We start from the raw sequence: 23539 nt of genomic DNA, 5'->3' as shown, positions 1-23539 counted from the left end.
CACTCCCGCAACCATCGTCATCAATTCAACAATCCTCCCACACCACAGAACAGGCCCGTGAGGGCGGCCAACCCGAACACCAGGCCCACCACCCGCGCATACCAGCCCTGCAACCTGAACGCCCCGGTCAACTGCGTACGGGCCAGCCAATAGAGAAGGCCGAGTACCGCCGGCAGCAACAGCGCATTGACCACACCGGTGAAAATCGACAACTCGACCAGATTGACCCCGGACCCCACCAGCACACCGGCCCCCAGCAACATGGCACCGAATGCCGCGTAGAACCAGGGCGCGTCGGCGGGACGCTGCTCCAGCGAATGCCGGCGACCGGTGGCCTCGCCGACACCCCAGGCCACGGTCAGGCAGACCACGATGGTAGCCACCAGCGCCCCCCCGGCCAGCCCCATCGCAAAGATCCCGCGCCCGACCGTCCGGCCCAGGGAAGCGGTAAAGGCATCGGCCAGTTGCGGCACACTGGTCAAGGTGAAGGAAGCGTCGGAGCGGTTGAAACACGCCGCCGCGGCAATCACCACGGCCGCCGTGAGAATCTGGCAGAGAGTCGCGCCGAGCAAGGTTTCAACGCGCGCCGCTTTCAGGTGGCGGGCGCCCAGGCCTTTATCGATCAGTGCCGACTGTTGGTAGAACACCGTCCACGGCATGACGCTGGTGCCCAGGTTGGCAGCCACCAGGTAAAGATAGGAGCTGTCGTGGAACGGCATCTGGTACCACTGCGCCGCGATCTGCCGGGGATCGGGGTGAGCGTTCCAGGCCACGGCGATAAACGCCACACCGAACAGACCCAGGCAAATCGCGATGCGTTCTACGCCATGGTAGGAGCCGGTACAGACCATCGCAAAAATCAGCACCACCAGCACCCCGACGGTTTCCCAAAGGGGTACGCCGAACAGTTCGCCGACCCCGGCCAGCCCGCTCAACTCGGTGACCAGGGCGCCGAAGCAACTGAGCACCAGCGTCGCCAGGGACAGCAACGCAATACCGCGCCCGAACCGCTGGCGCACCAGTTCACCGAAGCCCTTGCCGGTTCCCAACCCCAGGCGGATCGAGAGTTCCTGCGCGGTATACAACAGGGGAATGATGAGGAACTGCAGCAACAGCAGCCGATAGCCCCATTGCGCGCCACTCTGCGCGGCAGTGATGACGCTGCCGGCCTCGGTATCCGCCAGCATCACCACCAGCCCCGGGCCGACGGCCGCAGCCATCAACCTTAACCGGCTCGAGCGGATTGAAATGCTTGGCATCATGTCTGTTTCCGGCTCTTGGCGTATGTGTGTAAATGGCAAAAACCCTGTTCACCGACCCTCGAAGGGCGTCAGGGTCGGCCATTCACCTGCGGGCCACTTTTGAAGTCCTTGAGGAACGCCGTATCCGGTGACAGCACCAGCGTCGGCGCGGACTCGGACAAGGACTGCCGATAGGTCTGCAAGCTGCGGTAGAGCTTGTAGAACTCGGGGTCCTTGTCGAACGCCTGGGACGAGATCCGGTTCGCCAGGGCATCGGCTTCACCATGAGTGATGCGGCTTTGTCGCTGCGCTTCGGAGATCAGTACTGCCCGTTCGCGCTCGGCGTTGGCCTGAATCTGTTGTGCCCACTCAAAACCCTGGGCGCGCAGTTCCTTGGCTTCGCGCTGACGCTCGGACTTCATCCGGTCATAGATGGCCTGACTGGTTTCGAACGGCAGGTCGGCGCGATGAAAACGTACTTCAGTGACCTCGATACCCAGGGGCCGGGCCTTCTCCACCACCTCGTTCTGGATAAGCGCGACAATTTTCGGCCGCTCGGCGGACAACAGCGACTTGAGCATCACCTGCCCCAACTCGCGGCGCAGCGACGAGCTGACCAACTGGGCCAGTTGCGCATTGGCCTGGTCGACCGTGCGCAGGGCCTGATAGAAACGCAGCGGATCGACGATGCGATAACGCGCATAGGTTTCCACTTCCAGGCGTTTCTGGTCGCCAAGGATCACCTGCTCGGAAGGCGGTGCGAGGGTCAGGATGCGGGTGTCGTAATAGATCACGGTGTCGATCAGCGGCACCTTGAGTTTCAGCCCCGGCGTACGCACCGGCGCGGTCGGCGCCCCGAGCCTGACCACCAGAGCCTGCTGGGCTTCATCGACGGTATACAGCGAGGCGCCGAGGGTCCACAGGGCAACCAGCAGCAGGATCACCAGGGCCGCACGAATCGGTGGTTTCATCGGGTCTGCTCCTTGGCCGGTCGCTTGTCCTGTTCCGACAGCGGCATATAGGGCACCACACCCGAGACGCCTTTGCCGGAGGTATCGATGATCACCTTGGAAGCTCTTTTCAGCACCTCATCGGCACTTTCCATATATAGGCGCCAGCTGGTCACTTCCTTGGCCTGTGCATAACTTTCGTACACCGCGAGGAAACTTTTCGCGTCGCCTTCAGCCAGGTTCACCGCTTGGGCCTTGTAGGCTTCGGCCTCCTGATTGATATGCGACGCTTCGCCTCGGGCCCGCGGAAGAATGTCGTTGGCGTAGGACTCGGCCTCGTTGCGCGCGCGCTCCTGGTCGGCCCGGGCCCGCTGCACATCGTTGAAGGCGTCGATCACCGCCGGTGGCGGATCGACGCGCTGCAACTGGATCTGGGTAATCAGTACGCCGGCCTTTTCATCGTCGAGCAGGCCTTGCAACAAGGTCTTGGTTTCCTCGGCGATCTCCTGGCGCTTGTCCGACAGGGCCGCCTGGATCGGCGTACGCCCGATGACTTCGCGCAGAGCACTTTCGGCGGCCAGCTTGATGGCGAATTCGGGCTTATCTATGCTGAACAGAAACTGCCCGGCGTCCTTGATGCGCCAGAACACCGCGCAATCGGCCTCGACGATATTCTCGTCGCCGGTAAGCATCTGCTTGTCGCGGGACAGGCTGCTGTCGTTCAGGCCGAGCGTGGGGCCATGCCCCAGTTGCAGCTGGTTGACCGTGGTGACCTTGGGCAGCAGCACCGTTTCGATGGGGAAGGGCAGGTGGTAGTGCAAACCGGCCTCGGTGGTATCGACCCATTTGCCGAAGCGCAGGACGATACCTTGCTCGTCGGGCTGGACCTTGTAGATGCCACCGGCGATCCAGACAAACGCCAGCAGCCCGACCAGCAGCGCCAGACCTTTGCCCTGCAGTCCCGTGAGGGCGACGAAACGATTGGCTCGCAGGCCCATCGAGCGGGCTTGTTCGCCCAGTGAGGCGGAAGGCTTTTCCGGTTCCAGGGGAGTCAAGGGCTGCGGGTCGGACATGGTTTTATCCTGGAGGCGGCTGGCCGGTGAAACGGATCGAAGATTGTATTACCAAATATTGCGCAACATCATACAGCCGAGTCCTGAATGACTCCTGACATAGCGCAATGATTGAGGCGCCCGGATTGAAAATGTGCTGCTTGGGAAGGATTCCCAGGAGGAAAACTGCAACCGGAGTGAACACAGGCTACTTGCCCAGTACTGCCAGATGCATGTCCTGCAAGGGCAGGACGCGTTTGGCGGCGCCCAGCTTGATGGCTTCCTTGGGCATGCCGAACACCACGCAACTGGCCTCGTCCTGGGCCACGGTCGCGGCACCGGCATCGGCCATTTCCTTGAGGCCACGGGCGCCATCGTCGCCCATGCCGGTCATGATGATGCCGGTAGCGTTCTTCCCGGCGAACTTGGCCACCGAACGAAAGAGCACATCCACCGACGGCCGATGGCGATTGACCAACGGGCCGTCCGTCACCTGCACATGATAGTAGGCGCCGTTACGCACCAGCATCATATGCTTGCCGCCCGGGGCGATCAGGGCCAGACCGGGCAACACCCGATCATTGTTTTGTGCCTCACGGACTTCAATCTGCGACAACCCATTGAGGCGCTGGGCAAAGGAGGCGGTGAATTTCTCCGGCATATGCTGAACGATAACGATCCCCGGGCAGACTCTCGGCAACACGGTAAGCAACGCTTCCAGCGCCTGAGTCCCGCCCGTGGAGGTGCCAATGGCGACGATACGCTCGGTTGTCTGGGCCATCGCCTGGCTGCCGGCCGCCGACAACATCGCATCGGCGCTCAGCTTACTGGCCACCTCAAGACGTGGCGCGGCCGCACGCGGGGCAAGATTCCTGACATTGGCACCGGCAGCGCCACGAACGGCAGCCAGCAGATGAGCGGCGGACTCGAGCAGGAAGTGCTTAACACCGCCCTGGGGCTTGGTGATGATATCCACAGCCCCGGCCGCGAGCGCCTGCAAGGTGGTCTCGGCGCCGCGTTCGGTCAGCGAGGAGCAGATGACGACCGGGGTGGGCCGCTCGGTCATGATTTTTTTCAGGAAGGTGATGCCATCCATGCGTGGCATTTCCACGTCCAGCACAATCACGTCCGGCCAGGCCTTGGCCATTTTATCCATGGCGAAGATCGGGTCGGCGGCGACCGTCACTTCGATATCCGGTGCCTGGCCGAGAATCGCCATCAGCACTTGGCGGACCACGGCGGAGTCATCGACCAGCAGAACGCTTATTTTTTTCATGGTTGCCCTCCGCCGCCTGCAAAGAGAGATGCCGGACCCAGACATCACCGCTGCGGGTGTCGAAAATCAAGCTGCGATGTCCGGTCCCCCCCAGGTCCATGGCACACGGCGACAACCGCAGACGCGCCGCGATGGTGGTGACGGCCGCGCGGTTCAGACCGGCGACATCACCCGCGGGATAATCGCGCGACTGTCCGGGAAACATCTCACCGCCGCCGAACAACTTCAGTTGATACTCGCTGGCCTCGCTCTGATAGCCCTGAATGTTGCGCATCAACCACTCGAAGGCTTCGTCGATATAGCTGCCGTCCAGCGCCACGCCGCGCCGTCGACGGCCTGGCAGCAGGCAATGGGATATCCCGCCCAGCTTGCGTACCGGATGCCAGACAATCATGGAAACACAAGACCCCAGCAGGGTATGGATCCGGGTGGGACTGTTGCGAAAGCACAGGCTTCCGGGAGCCAGGTAGATTTCCTCGACGTCCATGGCAATGGTGACCTTCATGGCTTCTGATAGATGGAAGGAGCCACCAGCTTGAACGCGTCGCTGACGCCGTGCAGGCTTTCCGAGTGGCTGATGATGAAGTAGCCGCCGCGCCTGAGAAACGGCAAGAGACGGTTGACCACTTTGCGCTTGGTCTCCTGATCGAAGTAGATCATCACGTTGCGCAGGAAAATGATTTCGAACTCGCCCAATTGCGGCAGGTTGTCGTTCAGGTTGACCTGGATGAAACTCACCCGCTGGCGCAGGGCCTTGTCGATCAGGAAAGTGCCGGCCTGCTGGCCGATGCCCTTGAGGCAATAGCGGTTCAACAAGGCTGGCGGCAGGTTGCTCGCCCGTTCCATCGGGTAGTGCCCGCTGCGGGCCTTGGCCAGCACCTGGGTGCTGATATCCGAGCCGACCACCTCCCAGGGTGTACTGCCCAGGCCCTCGGCCAGGGTCATGGCCAGGCTGTAGGGCTCTTCGCCCGACGAACTGGCCGCGCTCCAGACCCGGAAGGTCTTTCCTGGCGCCGCGCGGGGTAACACCTGTTGGCGCAGAAAGTCGAAGTGCTTGGGTTCACGGAAGAAGTACGTCTCATTGGTAGTCAACAGGTCGAGGGCCACCTGTAGCTCGCCAGTGTTCTCCTTGCCCATGATCAGCTTGAAATAGGCACCATAACTCTCCAGCTCGTGGTGCTTGAGGCGCTTGAACAGACGCCCGGCGACCAGGGCCTTTTTCGCGGGTGACAGGTTGATGCCTGACACACCGTAGAGCCAGCCCTGGAACTGGGTGAATTCGCGATCCTCGAGCTTGATGCCGTTCAACCTGAAGCTCCTTGTTGGTCACTTACTGCACCTGCCGTGGATGGCTGTCACCGACCTCCGCCAGTTGCGACATCTCATCCACGGACAACACCCGATCAACCTGCAGGACAATGACAAACTTACCTTCGACCTTGGCCATGCCGCTGATGAAATCTGCGCGAATCCGCGCACCGAAACTCGGCGGTGGCTCAATCTCGGCCGCCGGGATTTCCAGCACCTCGGACACGGTGTCGACCAGCAAACCGATATCTTGGGCCTGGCGGTCATCCGCATTGGCTTCGATGATCACCACGCAGCTACGCCGGGTCACCGTCGAACACTGCTGCCCGAAACGCGCCCCCAGGTCCACCACCGGCACCACGGCACCGCGCAGATTGATCACGCCACGCACGAAGGCGGGCATCATCGGCACTGGCGTGACATGGCCGTACTCGATGATTTCCTTGATCCCCAAAATACCGATGGCGAACATTTCACCGGCCAGCAGGAACGTCAGGTACTGCGCCTCCTGCATGTGAACCACGGCCGCCTGTCGGGTTGTCGTTAATGCGCCCATATTGCTCTCCTGCATGAAAAGGGCCCGCGTCCAGGCGTCGATCAGAACCGGGTGAATTCGCTTTCGTCAGGACCGACGGCCTGGGCGAAGCTCCTGTTCAACGCCGACTGCGGAGTCCGCACCAGCGTCCGTGCCGCGCCGCCGGTCGGACGTGACTTGCCTTGTGGTACATTCACGATCGCGCTGTTCGCCGCCTCCAGCGTGAAAAAGCTCATTGCCTGCTGCAACTGTTCGGCCTGGCTGCTCATCTCTTCGGCAGTGGCGGCCAACTCCTCGCTGCTCGAGGCATTTTGCTGGGTAACCTGGTTGAGCTGGTTCATCGCAGTGTTGATCTGCGCCACGCCGGCCGCCTGTTCTTCGGAGGCCGCGGTGATTTCCTGGACCAGATCGGAGGTCTTGTTGATCGAGGGCACCATTTCGTCCAGCAAGCGCCCGGCCCGTTCGGCCATTTCGACGCTGCTGGTGGACAGCTCACCGATCTCCTGCGCGGCCACTTGGCTGCGCTCGGCCAGTTTGCGTACTTCCGCCGCGACCACCGCGAAGCCCTTGCCATGCTCGCCGGCCCGCGCCGCTTCAATGGCCGCGTTCAAGGCCAGCAGGTTGGTCTGGTAGGCAATGTCATCGATGATGCTGATGCGCTGGGCGATTTTTTTCATGGCCTGGACGGTCTGCTGCACGGAGTCGCCACCATCGGTGGCTTCCTTCGCCGCCTTGCTCGCCATGCTGTCGGTGATCTTGGCGTTTTCAGTATTCTGGTTGATGCTGGCGCTCATCTGCTCGATGGAGGCACTGGTCTCTTCGACACTGGCCGCCTGCTCGCTGGTGGCCTGGCTCATGGACTGGGCCGTGGCGCTGACCTCCTCGGAAGCGCTGGCCAGGCTGTCGGCGGCCGTGCGGACGTCACCGATGATCTGCGAGAGCTTGCCGACCATGGCCTGCATCGCCGTGAGCACCTGACCGGTCTCGTCCTTGGAGCCCGACTCGATGCTTACCGACAGATTGCCCTCCGCCAACTGAGTGGCAACCCCGGCCGCTATTTTCAGCGGATTGGCGATGGCCCGAGAAATGAACAACGCCAGGGCAATGCCCACCAGCAGGGCGACGATTATCGCGGCCATGATCGACATCCGTCCGTTGGCGTAGATCTCGTTACCGCGTTGATTGGCAGCCGTCGCACCGGCATCGTTGAGTTCGATCATTTTCAGCAAATCGTCAGCAATACCGTCAAAGGTTCGCTTCGAGTCCCCCTTGAGGATGATCATCGCTTGTTCCCTTGTCCCTTGCCGGGACTCGGAGAGCAGCTTCTTGCTGATAACGAGATAGCTCTCCCAGTCGCTCTTGAAGGTATCGAACAGCGCTTGTTCCGTGGGGCTGGAGATCAACCCCTCCTTTTCATAGCGGACAATGCGGGTGTCGACATCCTTGCGGGCATCGGCAACTTCCTGTTCATACTGAGCCTGTTCCTTCGAGTCTTCGGCCAACAGATAGCGGATCTCCTTGACCCGGTAGTTGGCGACAAAAAAACGAATGCCCGAGGACAGGCGCACGGAAGGCAACCAGTTCTCGCGCATGTCGGTGGCCGTCTGGTTGACCTGGCCCAGCTGAATGACGGCGAATACGCCCATCACCGCCGTCAGCGCCAACACCACCAGAAACGAAGTGATGAGCTTGGTTGCTATTCTCAGATCGTAGAACCATTTCATTGAAGAGCCCCTCCATGTGCGGTGTGGTTGGCTGAGTTGCCAGATTTGCTATCGGTCAAGGAATAAACAGCGGCCTGCCGGGTTTCACGCTGGACCAGCTCCATCAACAACGATGGAACATCGAGAATCAGCGCAACCTCACCGCTGCCCAGGATGGTTGAACCACTGATGCCGCGCAGTGCATTGAACAGCTTGCCAAGGGGTTTGATGACGGTCTGGAATTCGCCCAGCAGGTCATCGACCACCAGCCCGGCCTTTTGCTCGGCACACCGGACCACCACCACGTTCTCACGGCGAACGCTCTGCCCCGCATGCCCGAAGTGGTCGCGCAAACGCACCAGCGGCAGGATTTCGCCGCGCAGGTCCAGGTAGTTGTTTCCCGACATGTCCTGACGCTGCAAGGCACTCAACTCAATGCATTCCTGGACCATTTCCAGCGGTATCACGTAGTGGATCTGGCCGATGCCCACCAGGAACCCGTTGATGATCGCCAGGGTCAACGGCAGGCGGATACGGATGATCGTGCCTTGGCCGGGTTGGCTATCCAGATCGACGGTGCCCCGCAAGAGCGTGATATTGCGTTTGACCACATCCATGCCCACGCCGCGTCCGGACAGGTTGGTCACCGCCTCGGCGGTGGAAAAACCCGGTTCGAAAATCAGGTTGTAGATTTCCTGGTCGGTCAGGTTCGACGCGGTGGGAACCAGGCCGCGCTCGATGGCTTTTTGTAGAATCCGATCACGATTGAGGCCGGCACCATCGTCGGCAATCTCCAGCACAATGCTGCCCGAGTCATGAAAGGCGTTGAGTTGCAGTCGGCCTTTGGCAGACTTGCCGGCAGCCTCGCGTACCGACGGGGATTCGATGCCGTGATCCATCGCGTTGCGCAGCAGGTGCATCAGCGGGTCGCCGATTTTCTCCACCACGGTCTTGTCCAGTTCGGTGTCGGCACCGCTGATCAGTAGTTCGATATCCTTGCCCAATTCCTGGCTGACATCTCGCACCACACGGCGAAAGCGGTTGAACGTATCGCCGATGGGGATCATGCGCAGGTGCAGCGCACCGTCGAGGATTTCCTCCACCAGTCCCGACACCACCGAGGTGGACTCCTGCAACGGCCCGCTCGAGCTGCTGCGCGCCAGTAGATTGGCCCCGGCGCTGGCGATGACCAACTCGCCCACCAGATTGATCAATTCGTCCAGCTTGTCGGCATTGACCCGGACAAAGCGGGCTTCGACAGCCGTCGCCTGGGGCTCGCGTTGACGGCTCTGTTTCTCCAGGGCGGACTGCACCACTGCCGGCTCGACCACGCGTTGTTCAATCAGGATTTCGCCCAGTGGCATGGCCGGCATCCCGGCCGACTCGGCGCTCTCGCGCTGGGTGCGCAAACCGTCCTCCAACTCCTGGGCTGTCAGCGCCCCACATCGGGTAAGGATTTCCCCCAATCGCGCAGGCTCTTCGGGCAACGCCTCGATCAGTCGCAGGTACTCTTCCAGGCGACTGTGGGGCGCCAGGATATGAATCTGGCAGTCGTCACGCACAAAATCGAACGCTTCGGCAATGGTTTCACGGCTGGCGTCGGAATCCAGATCGATCTCGAACCCCAGGTGGCAGCTCTCGGCGTCGAACTGCTCCAGAGCGGGCAGGGTATCGGCGAGGGTGACCACATGGACGATCTCACCCAGGGTATTCAGATAGCGAAGAAAGGACAGCGGATCCATGCCGTTGCGAAACACGTCCGGCCCGAAACGCAGGGAAATGTGCCAATAACCGGAACCGCCAGAGTCCTGCCCGGCCACCGGTTGGGCCATGGGGATATCGAGCAGCGCGGGCACTACGGATGCAGCCTGCGCAGCCTGATAGTTCAGCAATCCCCGACGCAGCACCGCTTCACGCTCCAAGGCGAGGTCACTCAACGCTTCACCGGCACCGGCCACGACTTCAACCAGCTCCAACATATGGTCGGCGCTTTTGAGCAGCAGGGCGATCAATTCGCCATCGACTTCGATGGCGCCATCGCGTAACCGGTCCAGCACATCCTCGACAATGTGGGTAAAGCCGACAATAGGGCTGAGCCCAAAGAGTCCGGCAGAGCCCTTGATGGTGTGCGCGGCACGAAAAATCGCACCGATGGCGTCGGCATCGTCGGGTACGGACTCCAGATGCAGCAACGACGACTCCATATCCTGGAGCAGCTCGCGCGCCTCCACGATAAAGGTTTGCTGTGCCTGGTCGAGATTGATAGTCACGATAGAGTCCCTTTCATCGCTCCACGGTCAAAGAACCGCGGGAAGCTTGCAACTATGGATCACGGGTGCCCCAGCGTACCGGCCAGGTCGCACAGTTCGAACACCTCGAGCACCGCCTGGCTGTGTCCACTCAACTGCAGCGCAACGCCTGTACGCAAGGTTTCGCGCTTGGCAAGCATCAACAACTGCAGGCCCGCGCCGTCGATTTCAGTGACCTGCGAGAGGTCGATGTCCAGCGGGCTGGCCAATGCCAGAAACGGAACCAGTTCGGCATACAACTGCGCGGCGGTGTAGATGGTCATCTCGCCTTCGATACCCAGGTGCGGGGTCGAAGTGTCTGCTTGGCAAATGATCGGCATGCTCGAATCTCCCTGTTCGTCCGGTCTTGGTGATACCCGGACTCAGGGCAGGATCAGCTTGGATACGGCCGCGAGCATTTGCGCCGGCTGGAATGGCTTGACCACCCAGGCTCGCGCCCCGGCGGCTTGTCCTTCCTGCTTCTTGGCTTCCTGGGATTCGGTGGTCAGCATGATGATTGGAGTGAACTTGTAGCTGGGCAGCTTTTTCACTTCCTTGACGAAGGTGATGCCGTCCATGTTCGGCATGTTCACATCGCTGATGATCAGGTGAATTTTCTGCCCGGTCAGCTTGCCCAGCGCGTCCTTGCCGTCGCTGGCTTCGATCACGTCATATCCGGCGCTTTTGAGCGCAATGCTGACTACCTGACGAACACTGCTTGAATCGTCGACCACCATTACGTTCTTCGCCATGACCGGCTCCTAAAAGAAGGTGATTTCCTGGATGTTAGCGGGTTGATTGACATTGACCTTGCCCGAGTGGTGATTACGGCGTTGCTCGTCGGTGGCGTAACTCAGCTCCATTTCCGCCAGCCAGGCGGGCGCGTCGACCACCACCGTGGCTCCCGGCTTCTGGGCTTCGCGCAAGTGACGGAGCAGCGCTTCCATGTTGTTGCGTACCTGCGCGAGGATTTGGCTGACCCGATCCTGGAATTGCAGGTTGATCAACACTTCGGTGACCTCGTCGCGAATCCCCAGGCCCTCGCGTTGCAACAGGGCGGCGGAGTCGGAGAGCTGGCCAGTGATGCTCTTGAAACGGACGAGTACGCCCTGGATGCTGGCTTCCGAGTTGGCGACCGAGTCCTTGTCGTGGTCGGTGCTGCTGGCTGCGGCCTCCACCAACTGGTTGATGGCACCGTTGATGATGTCGACCTTGGCGGACATCTTCTGCCCGGTCTCGCTGGATTGGCTGGAGAGGGTGCGTACCGCGTCGGCGACCACCGCGAAACCGCGTCCCGCTTCACCGGCACGGGCGGCCTCGATGGCGGCGTTGAGCGCCAGCAGGTTGGTCTGTTGGGCGATGGCGGCCACTTCACCGGCCATGGCCCGTAGTTCGCCGGTGTAGCCGGTGAGGTTGCGCACCTGCACCAGCATCTCGTCACGGCTTTGCTGAATGGTCTTGAGTGACTCAATCACGTACAGCAACTCGGCATCACTCTTGGCCAGCACCTCCAGCGCTCCCCCCTGGCTGCGCTCGGCCAGGTCGCCCGCCGTGGCCTGGGAGGCATCGACGGTCTGTTGCAAGCGGTGGGAGATGGCGCTGAAGCGGCTGGTCAGTTCAATGATGGCGGTTTCGGTCTCAGTGCGAGAGCTTTCGATTTGCCGGGACCAGATGGGAATCGCCTCCAGGCAGACCGCCTCCAGTCCACCGGTTGGTGCGGCATCGACCGGGACCTGGGCGGCTTGTGCGTCACTCAGGATCCGGGCTGACAGTTGCCGGTAATGACGCTGGTTCAGCAGTCCGGCGAGCCCCCCCACCAGCAACAGTCCCGCCGACCAAGCCAGATTGGCCGGGCCCCAGTCGCTCAAAAGCAACACGCAAGCACCGCAGGCAGCGGGGACGAGGGGCATCCAGAAAAAAGCACGAGCCGGAGGGATGGGCTGCGAACCCTGCGGGTTATCGAATGACGACATCGGTTCCTCCCTGAATCAGTTGAACAAAGCTCCACTGTACAACCAGATTATCCGCCGAGACTCCAGGCTACTTGAGCACGAAGCAGGGTCAGCCGTCGGATAGTGGTAAAACCATTCGATCCAAGATATGGCACATTGCCATCCTTTATTACCAATTCTTGAGTGTAGACCGGCTTGCGGAATACAAGAAGGAGAATTTGATTTTACATCGTGGGGGGGAGTGTGCTGAGAGAGGGGTGATGAATTTCTGACGATTACCAGTACTGTGGTGGTCAACTAATCCCGGACACGACCATAGCGCACAACGAAAAAGGCCAATGCTTACGCATTGGCCGTGATCTGGTGTACGGAGTACGAGCGCTCATGATTTTAAAAAATCTTTATAAAACAACATATTAATGTGTTTATTTAAAGTTCAGCATCGCAGCGGTGCCGTGACGCGCGTGGGTCGAGATCAAAGGTCATCATGAAAATATAAAGAATTTCATTTTGAAGGTTGTTGGTCACTGATTTTTTTTGGTATATATCGCTAATGGATCCAATCCAGGAACATGTCGCTATAAGGAAATAGTGGGGGCCGTGCAAGACGGTCGCCTTTTGCCAAAGGATGGGGTAATGAACAGTTTTTTTTGCTGATGAGGCCGCTCTGCCAGAACTCATGGCGGAAGTAAGCGATATCGCACTCGAGTTTCTCAGTCAAAGCCGTCACGGCACCATGGTAGATGTCCAGCAAAAAACGCGCACGCTGTGCGAGACCATGCCTGAAGAAGGTATTGGTGCGCTGGCAGCGTTGCGCGACTATTGGGAATCTATGGCGACCAGTACACTCGTAGTACCGGACCACGCTATTTCGGATTTGTCACCGGTGGAACCACGCCTGCGGCGCTTGCTGGTGATTGGTTGGTTTCGGTGTTGGACCAGAATGTTGCTACGGAACGACATTCGATAGCGGCCTACGTTGAGGCCCAGACGCTGAACTACGTTGCCGACCTTTTGCGCCTGCCGAGTGCTGAATTTCATGGCATTCTGACTACCGGTGCTACAGCGGCCAACTTAGTCGGGCTGGCTGCGGCCCGGGAATGGTGCGGTGAGCAGGGGGGTATGAGCGTATCGCAGCAGGGGCTTTGCTCAGCACCGGCGATCGCGGTGTTCTGTGCCGCACCGCATTCCAGCATCATCAAGGACCTCGGTTTGCTGGGTATTGGTCAGCGTAACTTCAAGGCCGTCGCCTGCCTGACCGATCGCGAAGTGTTTGACCTGTCGGCCCTGGAGCGCGAACTGGCGGCCTGCGAGGCGCCCGGCCGGATCGTTATCGCCAGTGCCGGAACCGTGAACAGCGGCGATTTTGATGACCTGGTAAGCCTTTCCCAGCTGTGCCGCAGGTACAACGCCTGGCTGCATGTTGATGCTGCCTTCGGTGCCTTCGCCAGATGCTCGGATCGCTACGGGCATCTGGTCGAGGGGCTGGAATTGGCCGATTCGATCACCGCCGATGCCCACAAATGGCTGAACGTTCCCTATGACTGCGGAATTGCCTTCACCCGTCACGTTGCCTTGCATGAGCGGGCATTCTCCGCCGACGCGCCTTACGTGCCGATGGAGGGACAATTGCCCGCGTTCATGAACAGAGGGGTAGAGCAATCCAGGCGCTATCGGGCGCTTCCCCTCTGGATGACGCTCAAAGCTTATGGAAAGTCCGGATATCGGAGCCTGATCGAGAGCCATTGTGACTACGTCAAGGCGATCGCCCAATGGATAGTCGACAGTTCGTCCTACACGCTTCTATGCGACATTCGGTTGAACGTTCTGGTATTTCGGCACGAGCCGCAGGACAGCTCCTACGGGACTCGCCAGGAACTAAATCGGCAACTCATTCGTCGGCTAAACGAAAGTGGCGAAATGTTCATCACGCCAACTACCTACCGCGGCGAATTTGCCTTGCGTCTGTCAATCAGCAATTGGATGACGCGTAGCGAGGATGTCGACCGAGTGATAAATGCATTCAGAACTGCAGCGAGTTGATAGTCGCACATACAATTATAAGGAGAACACGATGTCCTCGGTATCCGATGCAAGCCAAGTGCCTGCCAATAGGCTGTTCGGCACCTTTTGCCTCAGCAGCTACCTACTTTCATTGTCATATGGAACGACCTTCCTGTTGGCCATGATGCTCAGGGCTCACGGGGGCAGCGAGTCCGATGCGGGCTCTGTCATTTCCGTCGCGATGGTCAGCACCTTCCTGGCTGTGATCTTTTCCGGCCACTTGACCGATCTGATTGGCGCGCCGAGGGCGATCGCCGCCGGCGCGGTATTTCTGGCTGCCGCCTGCCTCGGGTTTGCCGCAGTACCAGCATTCGGCAACTTGATGCTGCTGTTCGGCTTGTTGCTCGGGTTCGGTTGGGGAGTGTTCTACACGCTGGGGCCAATCATCGTGGCGATGATCATCGAGCCAGCGCGGCGAGTTAAGTATTTCGCGCTGCTGTCGGGCAGTATGATGTCAGGGATCGGCACCGGGCCCTTGGTCGGCCGGGCGTCCGAGGCGCTCGGCTATCCCGTCGAGGCGGCTTTCGTCGTGGCCGCGGTCGCAAGCCTGCTGGGAGGCTCGCTATTCTTGCTGATGGGTCCGCGTATCCAGCATCAGCAGGCCAAGCTCGGACCCGTTACCGTATGCAAAATTACCCCTGCCGCGGCTCGTTCGGTGCTCGGTTCCAAGGCCGCCTTCGCGATCCTTATGGTAGGGCTGGGCGGTGCCATCTTCGGTGGACTTTCCAGTTTCCAGACGTCCTATGCCACGCTCAAGCATCTGGACTATTCGCTATTCTTCATCGGGTTTATGTCCGCTGCGATTTCCTGTCGGTTGCTGATCGCAGGCTTTATCGTCAAACGCGCCCCCTACGTGACGTCCTGTATCCTGACGGCATTGATGGTGTTGTCAGTGCTGATGTTTATGTTCGCGGTCGACAGTTTCGCGACCTACTTGCTGGCGGCTATCGTCCTCGGTGTCGGCTATGGCCTGACCTATTCGGTCATCAACGGGTTGGCGGCGAATGAGGCGCCGGCGGGCCAGACTGCCCAGTCCTTGGTACTGTTTAGCCTTGCCTACTTCGTAGGGGTATTCGGCTTTCCGTTGCTCGCCGGCAGGGTGATCGTACATTCTGGTATTGCGGCGCTGTTATCCCTAATCCTCGTCATTGCTCTGGCCAACTGGTCCATCACCCTCGGACGCCTAGTGTGGCGTAGGGTGAGTGTGCCTGCACTGGCCTGAGCCAGCCCTGCAAGGCCGGACAACCCTCCGGCAATCTAAGTAAGTTCTAAACGTTCAGCGAGTGTTGGAGACAAGCAGAGCTTGTACTCCGGCGCTCTGCTCATCTTCGCCTGCTGTTTGTGAAGCGATTGGACGTAATCGTTTTTTTGTATCTGTCTGAGGATAACTAAAGATGCAAATCCAAACTGTTGCGCAACAACTATTGGAAACGGTGTCGGCGCTGATTGAAAACTGACCCACCGGAGGTGCGGACGAAAACTTGGACCTCGAAGAACTTCTATTGCGGAAATTCTTTACAAGTTTAGCTGTCTTACGCTTCAGCCAAAATAGCGGTTGCCAATACATTCCCCAGCGTTCCCGGCCGCCTTAATAAACTCTTTTCGAAACGTTGTTGATTCTTGAGTGTTCATAGGATCACCGGCTTCATTTGAGTCCTGCAATCCACGTTATGCCTGTTGGCCAGCTCCTGCCAACACATCGTGACGGGCGCTCACCAACCCTTTTTCGTACGCCCAAAAAAGGCCCGCTGATAGCGGGCCTCCTTTGGGCATGGCCGGCCAACCCCAGGGGTTAGCCGAACCATTTATTTGTGAAAATGCGCAACTATTCAGTGAACCTACAACAGCTGTAGGCTCACAAAATAGATGATTCGGAAGCCCCAGCAAACACAGGCGAAAAATCATCTTTTTTGTGAGGCCGCCGGTTGGGACTCACAAAAAAGATGAGAAAAGCCTACTGGATTCACAGAATAGATGCATCACCCTCACCAGCAGCGCTCCGGGCCCCTCCGTTCATCAACGAGGATTGTGCATATAAAGGAAGGGATCGTAAAATCCGGCCGTGGAGCGCGCATGCCGGTGATGCCGTAAAGGTGAGTGTGTAGTGGTCAACTAATCCCGGGCACGATGTTAAGTTCTTTCTCGGCAGGCCCCGATATTCAGCTTCGCCGGAAAGCCCCAACGACGCAAGTCTGCAACCACAAGCCGGGCATAGGGGCAGCAAGACATTGGGCATAGGTCAGGTACGATTCAGAACCGGCGCTATCGTGAGAAAAAGTGGCGAGTCAGGTCGTAAGATGTCGACAATGCGATCTTTCCACTCCAAACCCGTCAATCGCTAATCCGCACTGGTACTCCACGTACTCGACTTCAGCCTCAGATTCACCATCTGGGCCGCCATGGATCGTATAAACATGACGCCTGACTAGGGGATCACCGCATTCGGGACACACCAAGTCGCTTTCACGAATCAAGTCAGACAGGGTAGTCAGCTTGTCCTGGATGCCTCGAAGCTCCCCTTCCTTCAGCTCGATTTCCTTGCGATGTGTGTCACCGTCATTTTTGAGACGGGCAATTTCATCCTGGGTAACCTTGATCCGATCGTTAAGGGCAGACACCAACACGTCAGGTGTCTGAGCCTTCAACGCGGCGATCTGGTCATCTTTATCAGTCAGGCGCTCTTTGAGCAGTTGAATAACCCCGTCCTTTTGTTGCACCAGTAGGCGATAGATCGCGAACAGGGCGCCGATGAAGCCGACGAGTGAGGCGAGTTGCGTGTAAAAAATTATTTCGTTGGTCATCGCTAGGTTCCTTGGCTTCGTTTGCCTTGGGCTGCAACTGTGTCCGCGCTGGTCATAATTTGACTTAGACCGCCGATCTTGACTAGCCGTAGCCACCTGACCACTGAATCAGTAGGTCGTAAAGATACCAGCAAGCGAAAGGTGCTTGCTTCAGTCTTCGAGAGCCAGCAATCTTGGCAAATGGCTAGCATTGAGGCTACCCAAGTCGCTCTGGAGGGATTGGCCTCCCCGTGAGCTCAGAGCCATATAAGCAAAGGACGCTCCATGCCCTTCCATGTGCCAGATAAGCATTACTCCCTTTACAGCGATGTTGAGCGTCGCTTTCGAGGAATGCTTCAGCGAGGGGTGATCACCGGGACCGAGGAAAGCACCCTCGATCGCTGGCTTGATAACTTCCAGTCCGAAGAAGAGCTGTATTTCGCCGCGCGCGTCCTGGAGCGGCTGATTTTCCGATCCCAGGGCATGATCGAAAGCTCAATCGATCAGATGCTGCACTGTGTACTTCCCGCCTACCTTCGCCAACGGGACCTCTATCCTCACCCAAGCATCGAGGCTTTCCTCGAGGCGTTAGGCGAGTCGATCCCTTCCTACCCTCTGCGGTTCGTAGGTGTCGACGGAAATCGAGCATTCGACACCGGAAAGAGCGGGGTGGTCATCATCCGGCACTACAAACGGCACGCCGGCATCAACAAAGCCATCACCTGCCGGCCGGACAGTCTGAGTCCGCCACCCGAAGGGGTACGCTGCCTGGTGTTTGTCGATGACATGCTGGGCACAGGCAAGCAGTTCAAAGACTTTGTGAGCGATAACAAGTTGGCGGAAATCCAGGGCGTACACATGGTGTATTGCCCGTTGGTTGCCTTCGAAAAGGGCATAGAGAAGCTGCAAATATTTCCTTGGCTTACCGTTCTTCCTATCGAAGTGTTGGACAAGCGACATCAGTTCTTCAGTGCGTCCGCGAAGTCGCCTACCTGAAAAACACCCTGCGTTACCAGGTCGGCGCTGGCGAACTGGCATTCGGCAGTAATCGTCCCTATGCGGCGATCCAGCACTTTGGTGGTGTGATCGATGTTGCTGCCCGTAGCCAGCAGAACTACTTTCGCCAGGGCAGTAACGGTGAAGTGGGCAACCGTTTCGTACGTAAGCGCAGCAGCAACTTCGCTCAGTGGGCGAGCATGGGGGCTTATAAGATTCGCATCCCATCACGACCATGGCTGGGCACCAGTGAAGTAGACGACTCAGAGTTGCAGATGATCGCCCTGAGATACCTTTCACGAGCTCTTTACGGGGAGCCTACATAATTCGGAAAAATCTTACGCTAAGGTTTTCCGACCTGCCGTAGTGGCCTAAGTTTCCCGTCTTCCAGCCCAACGGCGATAGGTATAACGGCTTGTTGATGGACCTGGCCTCACTTACTCCATAGCCGGTAGACTTGTTGTCTGAATACTCAGGATGAGAATGGCATGGAAGAAGGGAACTGGGCAGGACACCATTGCAACGTATGCTACAAGCAAGCGATGAAGGACAGGGCGCGCCAGGATGCGTTACAGCGTGCAAAGCAGAATCGGCAGTTGGTCGAGCCACAGCCACGACCAGATCCCCCGCTGATCCCCAAAAAGACGCCCCCGCGGCCGCTCAAGGGTTGTGTCTTCGCCAAATCCTGCTCATTGCCGGACGGGGTGATGAACTACAGCAATCCGGGTGGGTTTGTACCGCTCGAATCGCTGAAACAGTACGGCAACTTCGCGGTGTTGGGCACTGGCACAGCGTTGGTAGCCGGGGGCACTCCACTGCAATGGATCGGTGGTTCCGGGAGTGCAGCGGCCCTTGCGAGTCGTCTGGGCGGCACTTTGGCGTTGGGTCTTGGAGAGGTTTCAGCGGGTCTTGCGGCCCCAGCGGCTGTGGGCTTCGCTGCGTTATTGATGCCTAACACTACTTCAGCGGATAGCGCCTTCTATACGTCCGAGCAATACGCTCAGTTGAGCACAGGGAACACTCGGGCGCGGGTCAATATGAAACACCTGCCAGACGGTTCTGTGAGCGTGTACGGGTTCTATACCGGCACCAAAACGGAATGGCAGCGTGTGCCAGTGATCGCGGCGCAGGCCCGTGGCGAGCAACTGGTGGCCGACCTTGGGCGCGGTATCGAGGTCATCTGGACTCCGGCCGCCGATCCCAACGCAGTACTGGGGATTCCCGCGCTGGAGGGGGCTTCGTTGAAGCCCGGCACATGGGTGTACCCACCGACCGAACAGGCCGATCAGATCCTGATCAACCCAGCGTATCCACCGGACTACCAGGACGCGATTATCTGGTTTCCGAGCACCGGTATTCAGCCGGTCTACATCTCGCTGAGTGTGTCGGGATCTGGCTATTATCCTAAACCTGATTTATTACCAGCGTTTCCGGACGCCAAATGGGCCAAATCGAAAACGTCAGTTCAAGGTGGAGGTGGCTTGCGTCCACGTTGGAAGAGCAGAGATGGCACAATCTACGAATGGGATTTTCAGCATGGTGCGGTTGAGAAATACAATAAGCGCGGCAAGCACCTCGGCGAGTTCGACCACGAAACTGGCGCTCAAAACAAACCAGCAGATCCGACAAGGAAAGTAGAACCATGAAGCATGTGATTATGGGCGTCCCTGAAGGTGAGGACTTCGCTTCCTTTGAAAAAGAAATTCCGGTTTCTGTCGCGGATCTTAAGCCGATAATGGGTTGGGAAAAAGACGAGGATTGCGTGTACGACTACCGGCTTACTCTGGAGCAAATTAGTGCCATAGAGCAGCTTTGCTCGTTGGAACTACCCAGGGATCTGGAGCTTTTTCTAACGTGCAATGCCTGATGCTTGGCATACCTCGAACTACCTGGATGACAACGACGAAGTAGGTCATCGGGTCATCGCCTCCAACTGATATGGCCTGCGTCAGGTGAGGTGTACCTCAATCAGACGTCAGGCCGACCAATTGAACCGCGTCAGAGTAGAGTCTATTTCTTTCTGCATTTCCTGAGGCCACGGCGTCCAGCGTCGGCTGCGGACAACATCATCGAACTGCAGGTGACCCCCGCAGGTCATTTCACACCGCGTGACGGTCGTGAGATGACGGTCCCGAGTTGGCATATCGACAGCACAATCGCTGGAACGGTGATCGAGCGCTTCAACGCTAAGGTGACCCCACCGGTTCTCGATTACGAACATCAAACGCTGTGGAAAGAAGACAACGGCCAGCCAGCCCCAGCGGCCGGCTTCTTTCGCGATCTGGTGTGGCGTGAAGGCAGTGGTCTGTTCGCGAGTGTCGAACTGACCGCCAGAGCTTCGCAGTACCCCCACCAACGTTCGGTACACCCAGTACCGACCAAGCTCGTGCGTGTAGGCTCCAATGCGACCCAGGCGTTTGCGCGCCAATGTCGAGAACGTGCTGGACAAGCGTTACTGGAGTTCCGCCGGCGCTTCCGATGACAGCGAACCGGGGTTGACGCTGTCGACACCTCGGACTTATCTGCTGTCGGCGACTGTGGACTTCTGAGCAAGCAAGTTACATCGGCAATTGAATCAGGGCGGTGTGACACCGCCCTGATTGCTTTACACGCGTTACCGATCAAGCGTCGGGGATGCTTTGCAGGTCGCGGATCATCTGCTCGATGACCTGTCCTGCGTGTTCGCCATAGCCATCGGCGTCCATGTCGATCCGCCCTGAAATATGCTCGTTATGCTCATCCAGAGTGATCTCGAAAGCGACCCGGCAGGTATCGTTCGGCAATAGCTGCAGGCTCATCCACTGGTTGTCACCCAGGTCGATGCGACTGCCTTCGCTGCGTGAGTTCCAGGCGTTGAACAACTGGGGAAACGGCAGTTCGAAGCCGGCGGTACGCGTAGACATGCCTTCGGGATACAACGCTGCCGGTTCGATGTGCTGCCGCGTCGCGGCATTGATCACCGCCCGCTGCACCCGCTTGACCACTGTTGCCAGCGGTTCGTCGGGTTCATGCCGGGTACTGACCGGGATGGTATTGGACAACGGCCCCACCACAGTCTGAGCGGCAGCATCCGGGCGATTGGCGAAGGGCACTCCCGTCACCACGGTCGCGACCCCACTGACGGCACTGATTGCCCGTTGATAGATGGCCAGCAGCAGCGCAAACGGCGTCACGCGCAAGGTTTTGGCATAGTCCAACACCCGGCTGCGGGCAACGGGGGCGGTGAACTTCAGACTCTGCATGCGCCCCTTGCCGCTTGTGTTTTTGCTGCGCACTGCATCAAGTCCGTAGGGGCCTGTTCCCGGGTAAATCTCCAGCTGCTGCGCTGTGCTCACGGGCTGCTCCGGCAGGTGCAGCCCCTGGCAATAGTCGTTCCATTCCGTGCAGGAAACCGGGGGCAGGCCCCGGTAATACCGGGTGATGTCGTCGATCAACAGATCAATCGACGCGCCATCGCAGGTATAGATCCAGAAACCGATCCAGACATGCAGGCCAGCCGCGTCGACCGCCGAGGCGATGCGCAGCCCGGGTTCGCCGGCGTGCCGGGCGCGATAGGCGAGGAAGTCCTGATCGCTGATCGCGGCCTGCACCTGGCCCAATTGCTCATGCAACGCCTGACGCAATGCCTGCTCAGTGGGGGCTCGGCCGATCAGGTGTTCCTGTTCCAGCTCGAACCGGGCCGCGAGGATTGGATGTCGCGCCAGGGTCTGGGCCACGGCATCGAATACTTGTGCCTGGTCACACTCTGCGCTGAAGTCCAGACGCAGGGCGCCGCAATAGGCGCGCCCTGTCTGGTCAAGCATCGCCCCGGTCCATTTTTCCCGCAGTCCCGCGACGCTGGACAGCGTCGTGAGGGGGCCCTTGAAGGGCGGGATCAGGTAGTTCTGATGCATGACGGTTTCCTAAGGCTGGGGGCTCGACGGGGCTGGCTCGAGCGCCAGGGCATTGCGTCCGGCCCATATCAGCAAGGCGCCCCCGAGCATGGCCAGCGCCGACACGGCGAAGGCGGCCACGAAACCGTTCGCGGCGATGGTCGGCACGCCACTGTTGTCAGAGACCGCCAGCGCCACGGCTGCCAGCAGGGTGACCCCGAAAACCTGGAACAGTTGCTGAAGGGTGGTGGTGATGCCCGCCCCTGCACCGGCGTCGGCCTCGCTAAGGTCGCTGGTGGCCAACGACTGGGCGACCGGGGCGACACAGCCGAAGCCGATGGAGGTCACCAGCATCGCCGGAAGCATTCCCAGCCAGTAGCTGTGCAGGGGCACGCCGAAGGCAAACAAGGCGAAACCCAGAGCCGAAATTGCCAGGCCGACCACGGCGGCGGCCTGCGGACTCCAGCGCTGCATGACGAACTGCGAAAGGAAGATCCCAGGGAAGAAACCCAGGCAGAAGGGCAGCCACGCCAGGCCCGTCTGCATCGGCGTCAGGCCGAGATAGTCTTGCAGCAACAGCACGCCCAGATAGAACAGGGCGCCGGAGGTCGCTGCGAGAATAGCGACGATGGCGTAACCAGCCATGCGCGGAGAGCGCGTCATCAGGCGTGCCGGAATAATGCCGTTTTCCGAACGCTTGCAACGACGCAGTACCACCGCGATGCCCAAAACGCCCAGCAGCAGAAGCGCCATGCGCTGGCCAGGAAGATGCTCAATGCCAGAACCCATCACGGCCATGACGGTCGCGGCGACGGCCACGACCAGGATCAGCGCGTTGCCCAGATCCAGAGAGGTGGAACTGCGGTGGCTGAACTTGGGAATCATGACGGCGGCAGCCACGATCAGGAGCATGACAATCGGTACGTTGATCCCGAAGACCCAGCGCCACGAGAGATAGTGCGTCAGTACACCGGAGAGCAATACGCCGATGATCGAGCCCAGGCCGCCCAGTGCTGCCCAGATGCCAAACGCCTTGCCGCGTTCGGGGCCGGAAGGAAACAGCAGTGACACCATTGCCAGTCCGGTGGCTGACGCCAGGGCTTCACCGAGCCCCTGACCGGCACGGCTGATGATCAGCACGGTGGCGTCTTGGGCGAAGGTTGCCAGTAAGGAAAATCCGCCAAAAATCACTACGCCGACCTGAAAGGTGCGGCGCACCCCGAAGGCATCGCCGATCCGTCCGCCCAGCAGCAACAGCGAACCTGCGGTAATGAGGTAGGCATTGACGACCCAGGTCAGGGATCCATCCGTGAGTCCCAGGTCGTGTTTGATCCGTGGCAGGGCGACGTTCACCACGGTGGCATCCAGCAGCAGAATCAACTGGATGATCGAGATGACAGCGAGTGCCTGCCATCGTTTTTCGTGCAGCGTTGTGTTGGTTGGTGTGTGCATCATGTTTATCCAATCCTTAGATTTAAAGAGGTGTCGACCGGCTTCCGGTCGGCACCCAGGGCTTTCTTCT

22 protein-coding genes and 1 pseudogene are annotated in these 23539 nt (G+C 59.2%); 8 read left to right on the top strand and 15 right to left on the bottom strand.

The window, feature by feature from the left end; all coding sequences use genetic code 11:
- Positions 1 to 20: 20 nt before the first annotated feature.
- The 12 genes from M5B99_RS11455 to M5B99_RS30215 form a co-directional block, all read right to left on the bottom strand.
- Positions 21 to 1220, bottom strand: coding sequence for an NRAMP family divalent metal transporter (locus tag M5B99_RS11455; protein WP_248804116.1), 1200 nt, complete (start codon positions 1218 to 1220; stop codon positions 21 to 23).
- A gap of 110 nt (positions 1221 to 1330) precedes the next feature.
- A complete protein-coding gene (hflC, locus tag M5B99_RS11450; RefSeq protein WP_248804115.1) occupies positions 1331 to 2212 on the bottom strand; it encodes a protease modulator HflC in 882 nt (293 codons plus the stop codon).
- Complete coding sequence (hflK, locus tag M5B99_RS11445; RefSeq protein WP_248804114.1) at positions 2209 to 3264, bottom strand: FtsH protease activity modulator HflK; 1056 nt, start codon at positions 3262 to 3264, stop codon at positions 2209 to 2211. The genes hflC and hflK overlap by 4 nt, the downstream gene beginning before the upstream one ends.
- 187 nt (positions 3265 to 3451) lie before the next feature.
- Complete coding sequence (locus tag M5B99_RS11440) at positions 3452 to 4519, bottom strand: protein-glutamate methylesterase/protein-glutamine glutaminase (protein ID WP_248804113.1); 1068 nt, start codon at positions 4517 to 4519, stop codon at positions 3452 to 3454.
- Positions 4488 to 5024, bottom strand: coding sequence for a chemotaxis protein CheD (locus M5B99_RS11435; RefSeq protein WP_248804112.1), 537 nt, complete (start codon positions 5022 to 5024; stop codon positions 4488 to 4490). The genes M5B99_RS11440 and M5B99_RS11435 overlap by 32 nt, the downstream gene beginning before the upstream one ends.
- Positions 5021 to 5827 (bottom strand): CheR family methyltransferase, encoded by an 807-nt coding sequence (locus tag M5B99_RS11430; protein WP_248804111.1) that lies wholly within the window; start codon positions 5825 to 5827, stop codon positions 5021 to 5023. Before M5B99_RS11430 ends, M5B99_RS11435 begins: the two co-directional genes overlap by 4 nt.
- Before the next feature lie 22 nt (positions 5828 to 5849).
- Positions 5850 to 6383, bottom strand: a complete 534-nt coding sequence (locus tag M5B99_RS11425) for a chemotaxis protein CheW (protein ID WP_248804110.1) — start codon at positions 6381 to 6383, stop codon at positions 5850 to 5852.
- Between the two features lie 41 nt (positions 6384 to 6424).
- Positions 6425 to 8086 (bottom strand): methyl-accepting chemotaxis protein, encoded by a 1662-nt coding sequence (locus M5B99_RS11420; protein ID WP_248804109.1) that lies wholly within the window; start codon positions 8084 to 8086, stop codon positions 6425 to 6427.
- Positions 8083 to 10335: a chemotaxis protein CheA gene (locus M5B99_RS11415; protein WP_248804108.1), complete on the bottom strand. Its 2253-nt coding sequence runs from the start codon at positions 10333 to 10335 to the stop codon at positions 8083 to 8085. The genes M5B99_RS11420 and M5B99_RS11415 overlap by 4 nt, the downstream gene beginning before the upstream one ends.
- A 59-nt stretch (positions 10336 to 10394) precedes the next feature.
- Entirely contained in the window at positions 10395 to 10694 is a 300-nt protein-coding gene (locus tag M5B99_RS11410) for a lipid asymmetry maintenance protein MlaB (RefSeq protein WP_191489167.1), read from the bottom strand.
- 42 nt (positions 10695 to 10736) lie between these two features.
- Positions 10737 to 11105 carry a response regulator gene (locus tag M5B99_RS11405; RefSeq protein WP_191489166.1) on the bottom strand — a complete coding sequence of 123 codons (369 nt, stop codon included), beginning with the start codon at positions 11103 to 11105 and terminating at the stop codon, positions 10737 to 10739.
- Between the two features lie 9 nt (positions 11106 to 11114).
- Positions 11115 to 11786: a methyl-accepting chemotaxis protein gene (locus tag M5B99_RS30215; RefSeq protein ID WP_412548725.1), complete on the bottom strand. Its 672-nt coding sequence runs from the start codon at positions 11784 to 11786 to the stop codon at positions 11115 to 11117.
- A 1341-nt stretch (positions 11787 to 13127) separates the two neighbouring features.
- Between M5B99_RS30215 and M5B99_RS11395 the strand changes: the two genes are divergently transcribed.
- Together M5B99_RS11395 and M5B99_RS11390 are read left to right on the top strand one after the other, a co-directional pair.
- A complete protein-coding gene (locus tag M5B99_RS11395) occupies positions 13128 to 14348 on the top strand; it encodes a pyridoxal phosphate-dependent decarboxylase family protein (RefSeq protein ID WP_248804107.1) in 1221 nt (406 codons plus the stop codon).
- A 31-nt stretch (positions 14349 to 14379) separates the two neighbouring features.
- Positions 14380 to 15591 carry an MFS transporter gene (locus M5B99_RS11390; protein ID WP_248804106.1) on the top strand — a complete coding sequence of 404 codons (1212 nt, stop codon included), beginning with the start codon at positions 14380 to 14382 and terminating at the stop codon, positions 15589 to 15591.
- A 1063-nt stretch (positions 15592 to 16654) separates the two neighbouring features.
- Here M5B99_RS11390 and M5B99_RS11385 read toward each other — a convergent pair.
- Complete coding sequence (locus tag M5B99_RS11385) at positions 16655 to 17170, bottom strand: hypothetical protein (RefSeq protein ID WP_248799037.1); 516 nt, start codon at positions 17168 to 17170, stop codon at positions 16655 to 16657.
- Between the two features lie 264 nt (positions 17171 to 17434).
- Here M5B99_RS11385 and M5B99_RS11380 point away from each other — a divergent pair, with 264 nt between their 5' ends.
- The 6 genes and pseudogenes from M5B99_RS11380 (at position 17435) to M5B99_RS11355 (ending at position 20694) form a co-directional block, all read left to right on the top strand.
- Positions 17435 to 18145: a hypothetical protein gene (locus M5B99_RS11380; protein WP_248804105.1), complete on the top strand. Its 711-nt coding sequence runs from the start codon at positions 17435 to 17437 to the stop codon at positions 18143 to 18145.
- Entirely contained in the window at positions 18067 to 18471 is a 405-nt protein-coding gene (locus M5B99_RS11375) for a phage virion morphogenesis protein (protein ID WP_248804104.1), read from the top strand. Before M5B99_RS11380 ends, M5B99_RS11375 begins: the two co-directional genes overlap by 79 nt.
- A 162-nt stretch (positions 18472 to 18633) precedes the next feature.
- Positions 18634 to 19791, top strand: a complete 1158-nt coding sequence (locus M5B99_RS11370) for a colicin E3/pyocin S6 family cytotoxin (RefSeq protein ID WP_248804103.1) — start codon at positions 18634 to 18636, stop codon at positions 19789 to 19791.
- Positions 19788 to 20012, top strand: a complete 225-nt coding sequence (locus tag M5B99_RS11365) for a hypothetical protein (RefSeq protein WP_248804102.1) — start codon at positions 19788 to 19790, stop codon at positions 20010 to 20012. The genes M5B99_RS11370 and M5B99_RS11365 overlap by 4 nt, the downstream gene beginning before the upstream one ends.
- 90 nt (positions 20013 to 20102) lie before the next feature.
- Positions 20103 to 20480: pseudogene (locus tag M5B99_RS30210) on the top strand (phage protease); the annotation flags it as partial.
- A gap of 67 nt (positions 20481 to 20547) precedes the next feature.
- Positions 20548 to 20694 (top strand): hypothetical protein, encoded by a 147-nt coding sequence (locus tag M5B99_RS11355; RefSeq protein ID WP_248804211.1) that lies wholly within the window; start codon positions 20548 to 20550, stop codon positions 20692 to 20694.
- A gap of 72 nt (positions 20695 to 20766) precedes the next feature.
- On the opposite strand, the gene M5B99_RS11350 is transcribed toward M5B99_RS11355, so the two are convergent.
- Together M5B99_RS11350 and M5B99_RS11345 are read right to left on the bottom strand one after the other, a co-directional pair.
- Positions 20767 to 22038, bottom strand: coding sequence for a condensation domain-containing protein (locus M5B99_RS11350; RefSeq protein WP_248804101.1), 1272 nt, complete (start codon positions 22036 to 22038; stop codon positions 20767 to 20769).
- A 9-nt stretch (positions 22039 to 22047) separates the two neighbouring features.
- Positions 22048 to 23472 (bottom strand): MFS transporter, encoded by a 1425-nt coding sequence (locus M5B99_RS11345; RefSeq protein WP_248804100.1) that lies wholly within the window; start codon positions 23470 to 23472, stop codon positions 22048 to 22050.
- Positions 23473 to 23539: the final 67 nt, after the last annotated feature.

The sequence above is a fragment of the Pseudomonas sp. MWU13-2100 genome, assembly GCF_023242365.1.
Lineage (GTDB): Bacteria > Pseudomonadota > Gammaproteobacteria > Pseudomonadales > Pseudomonadaceae > Aquipseudomonas.
This window is presented reverse-complemented; position numbering and strand designations above follow the sequence as displayed.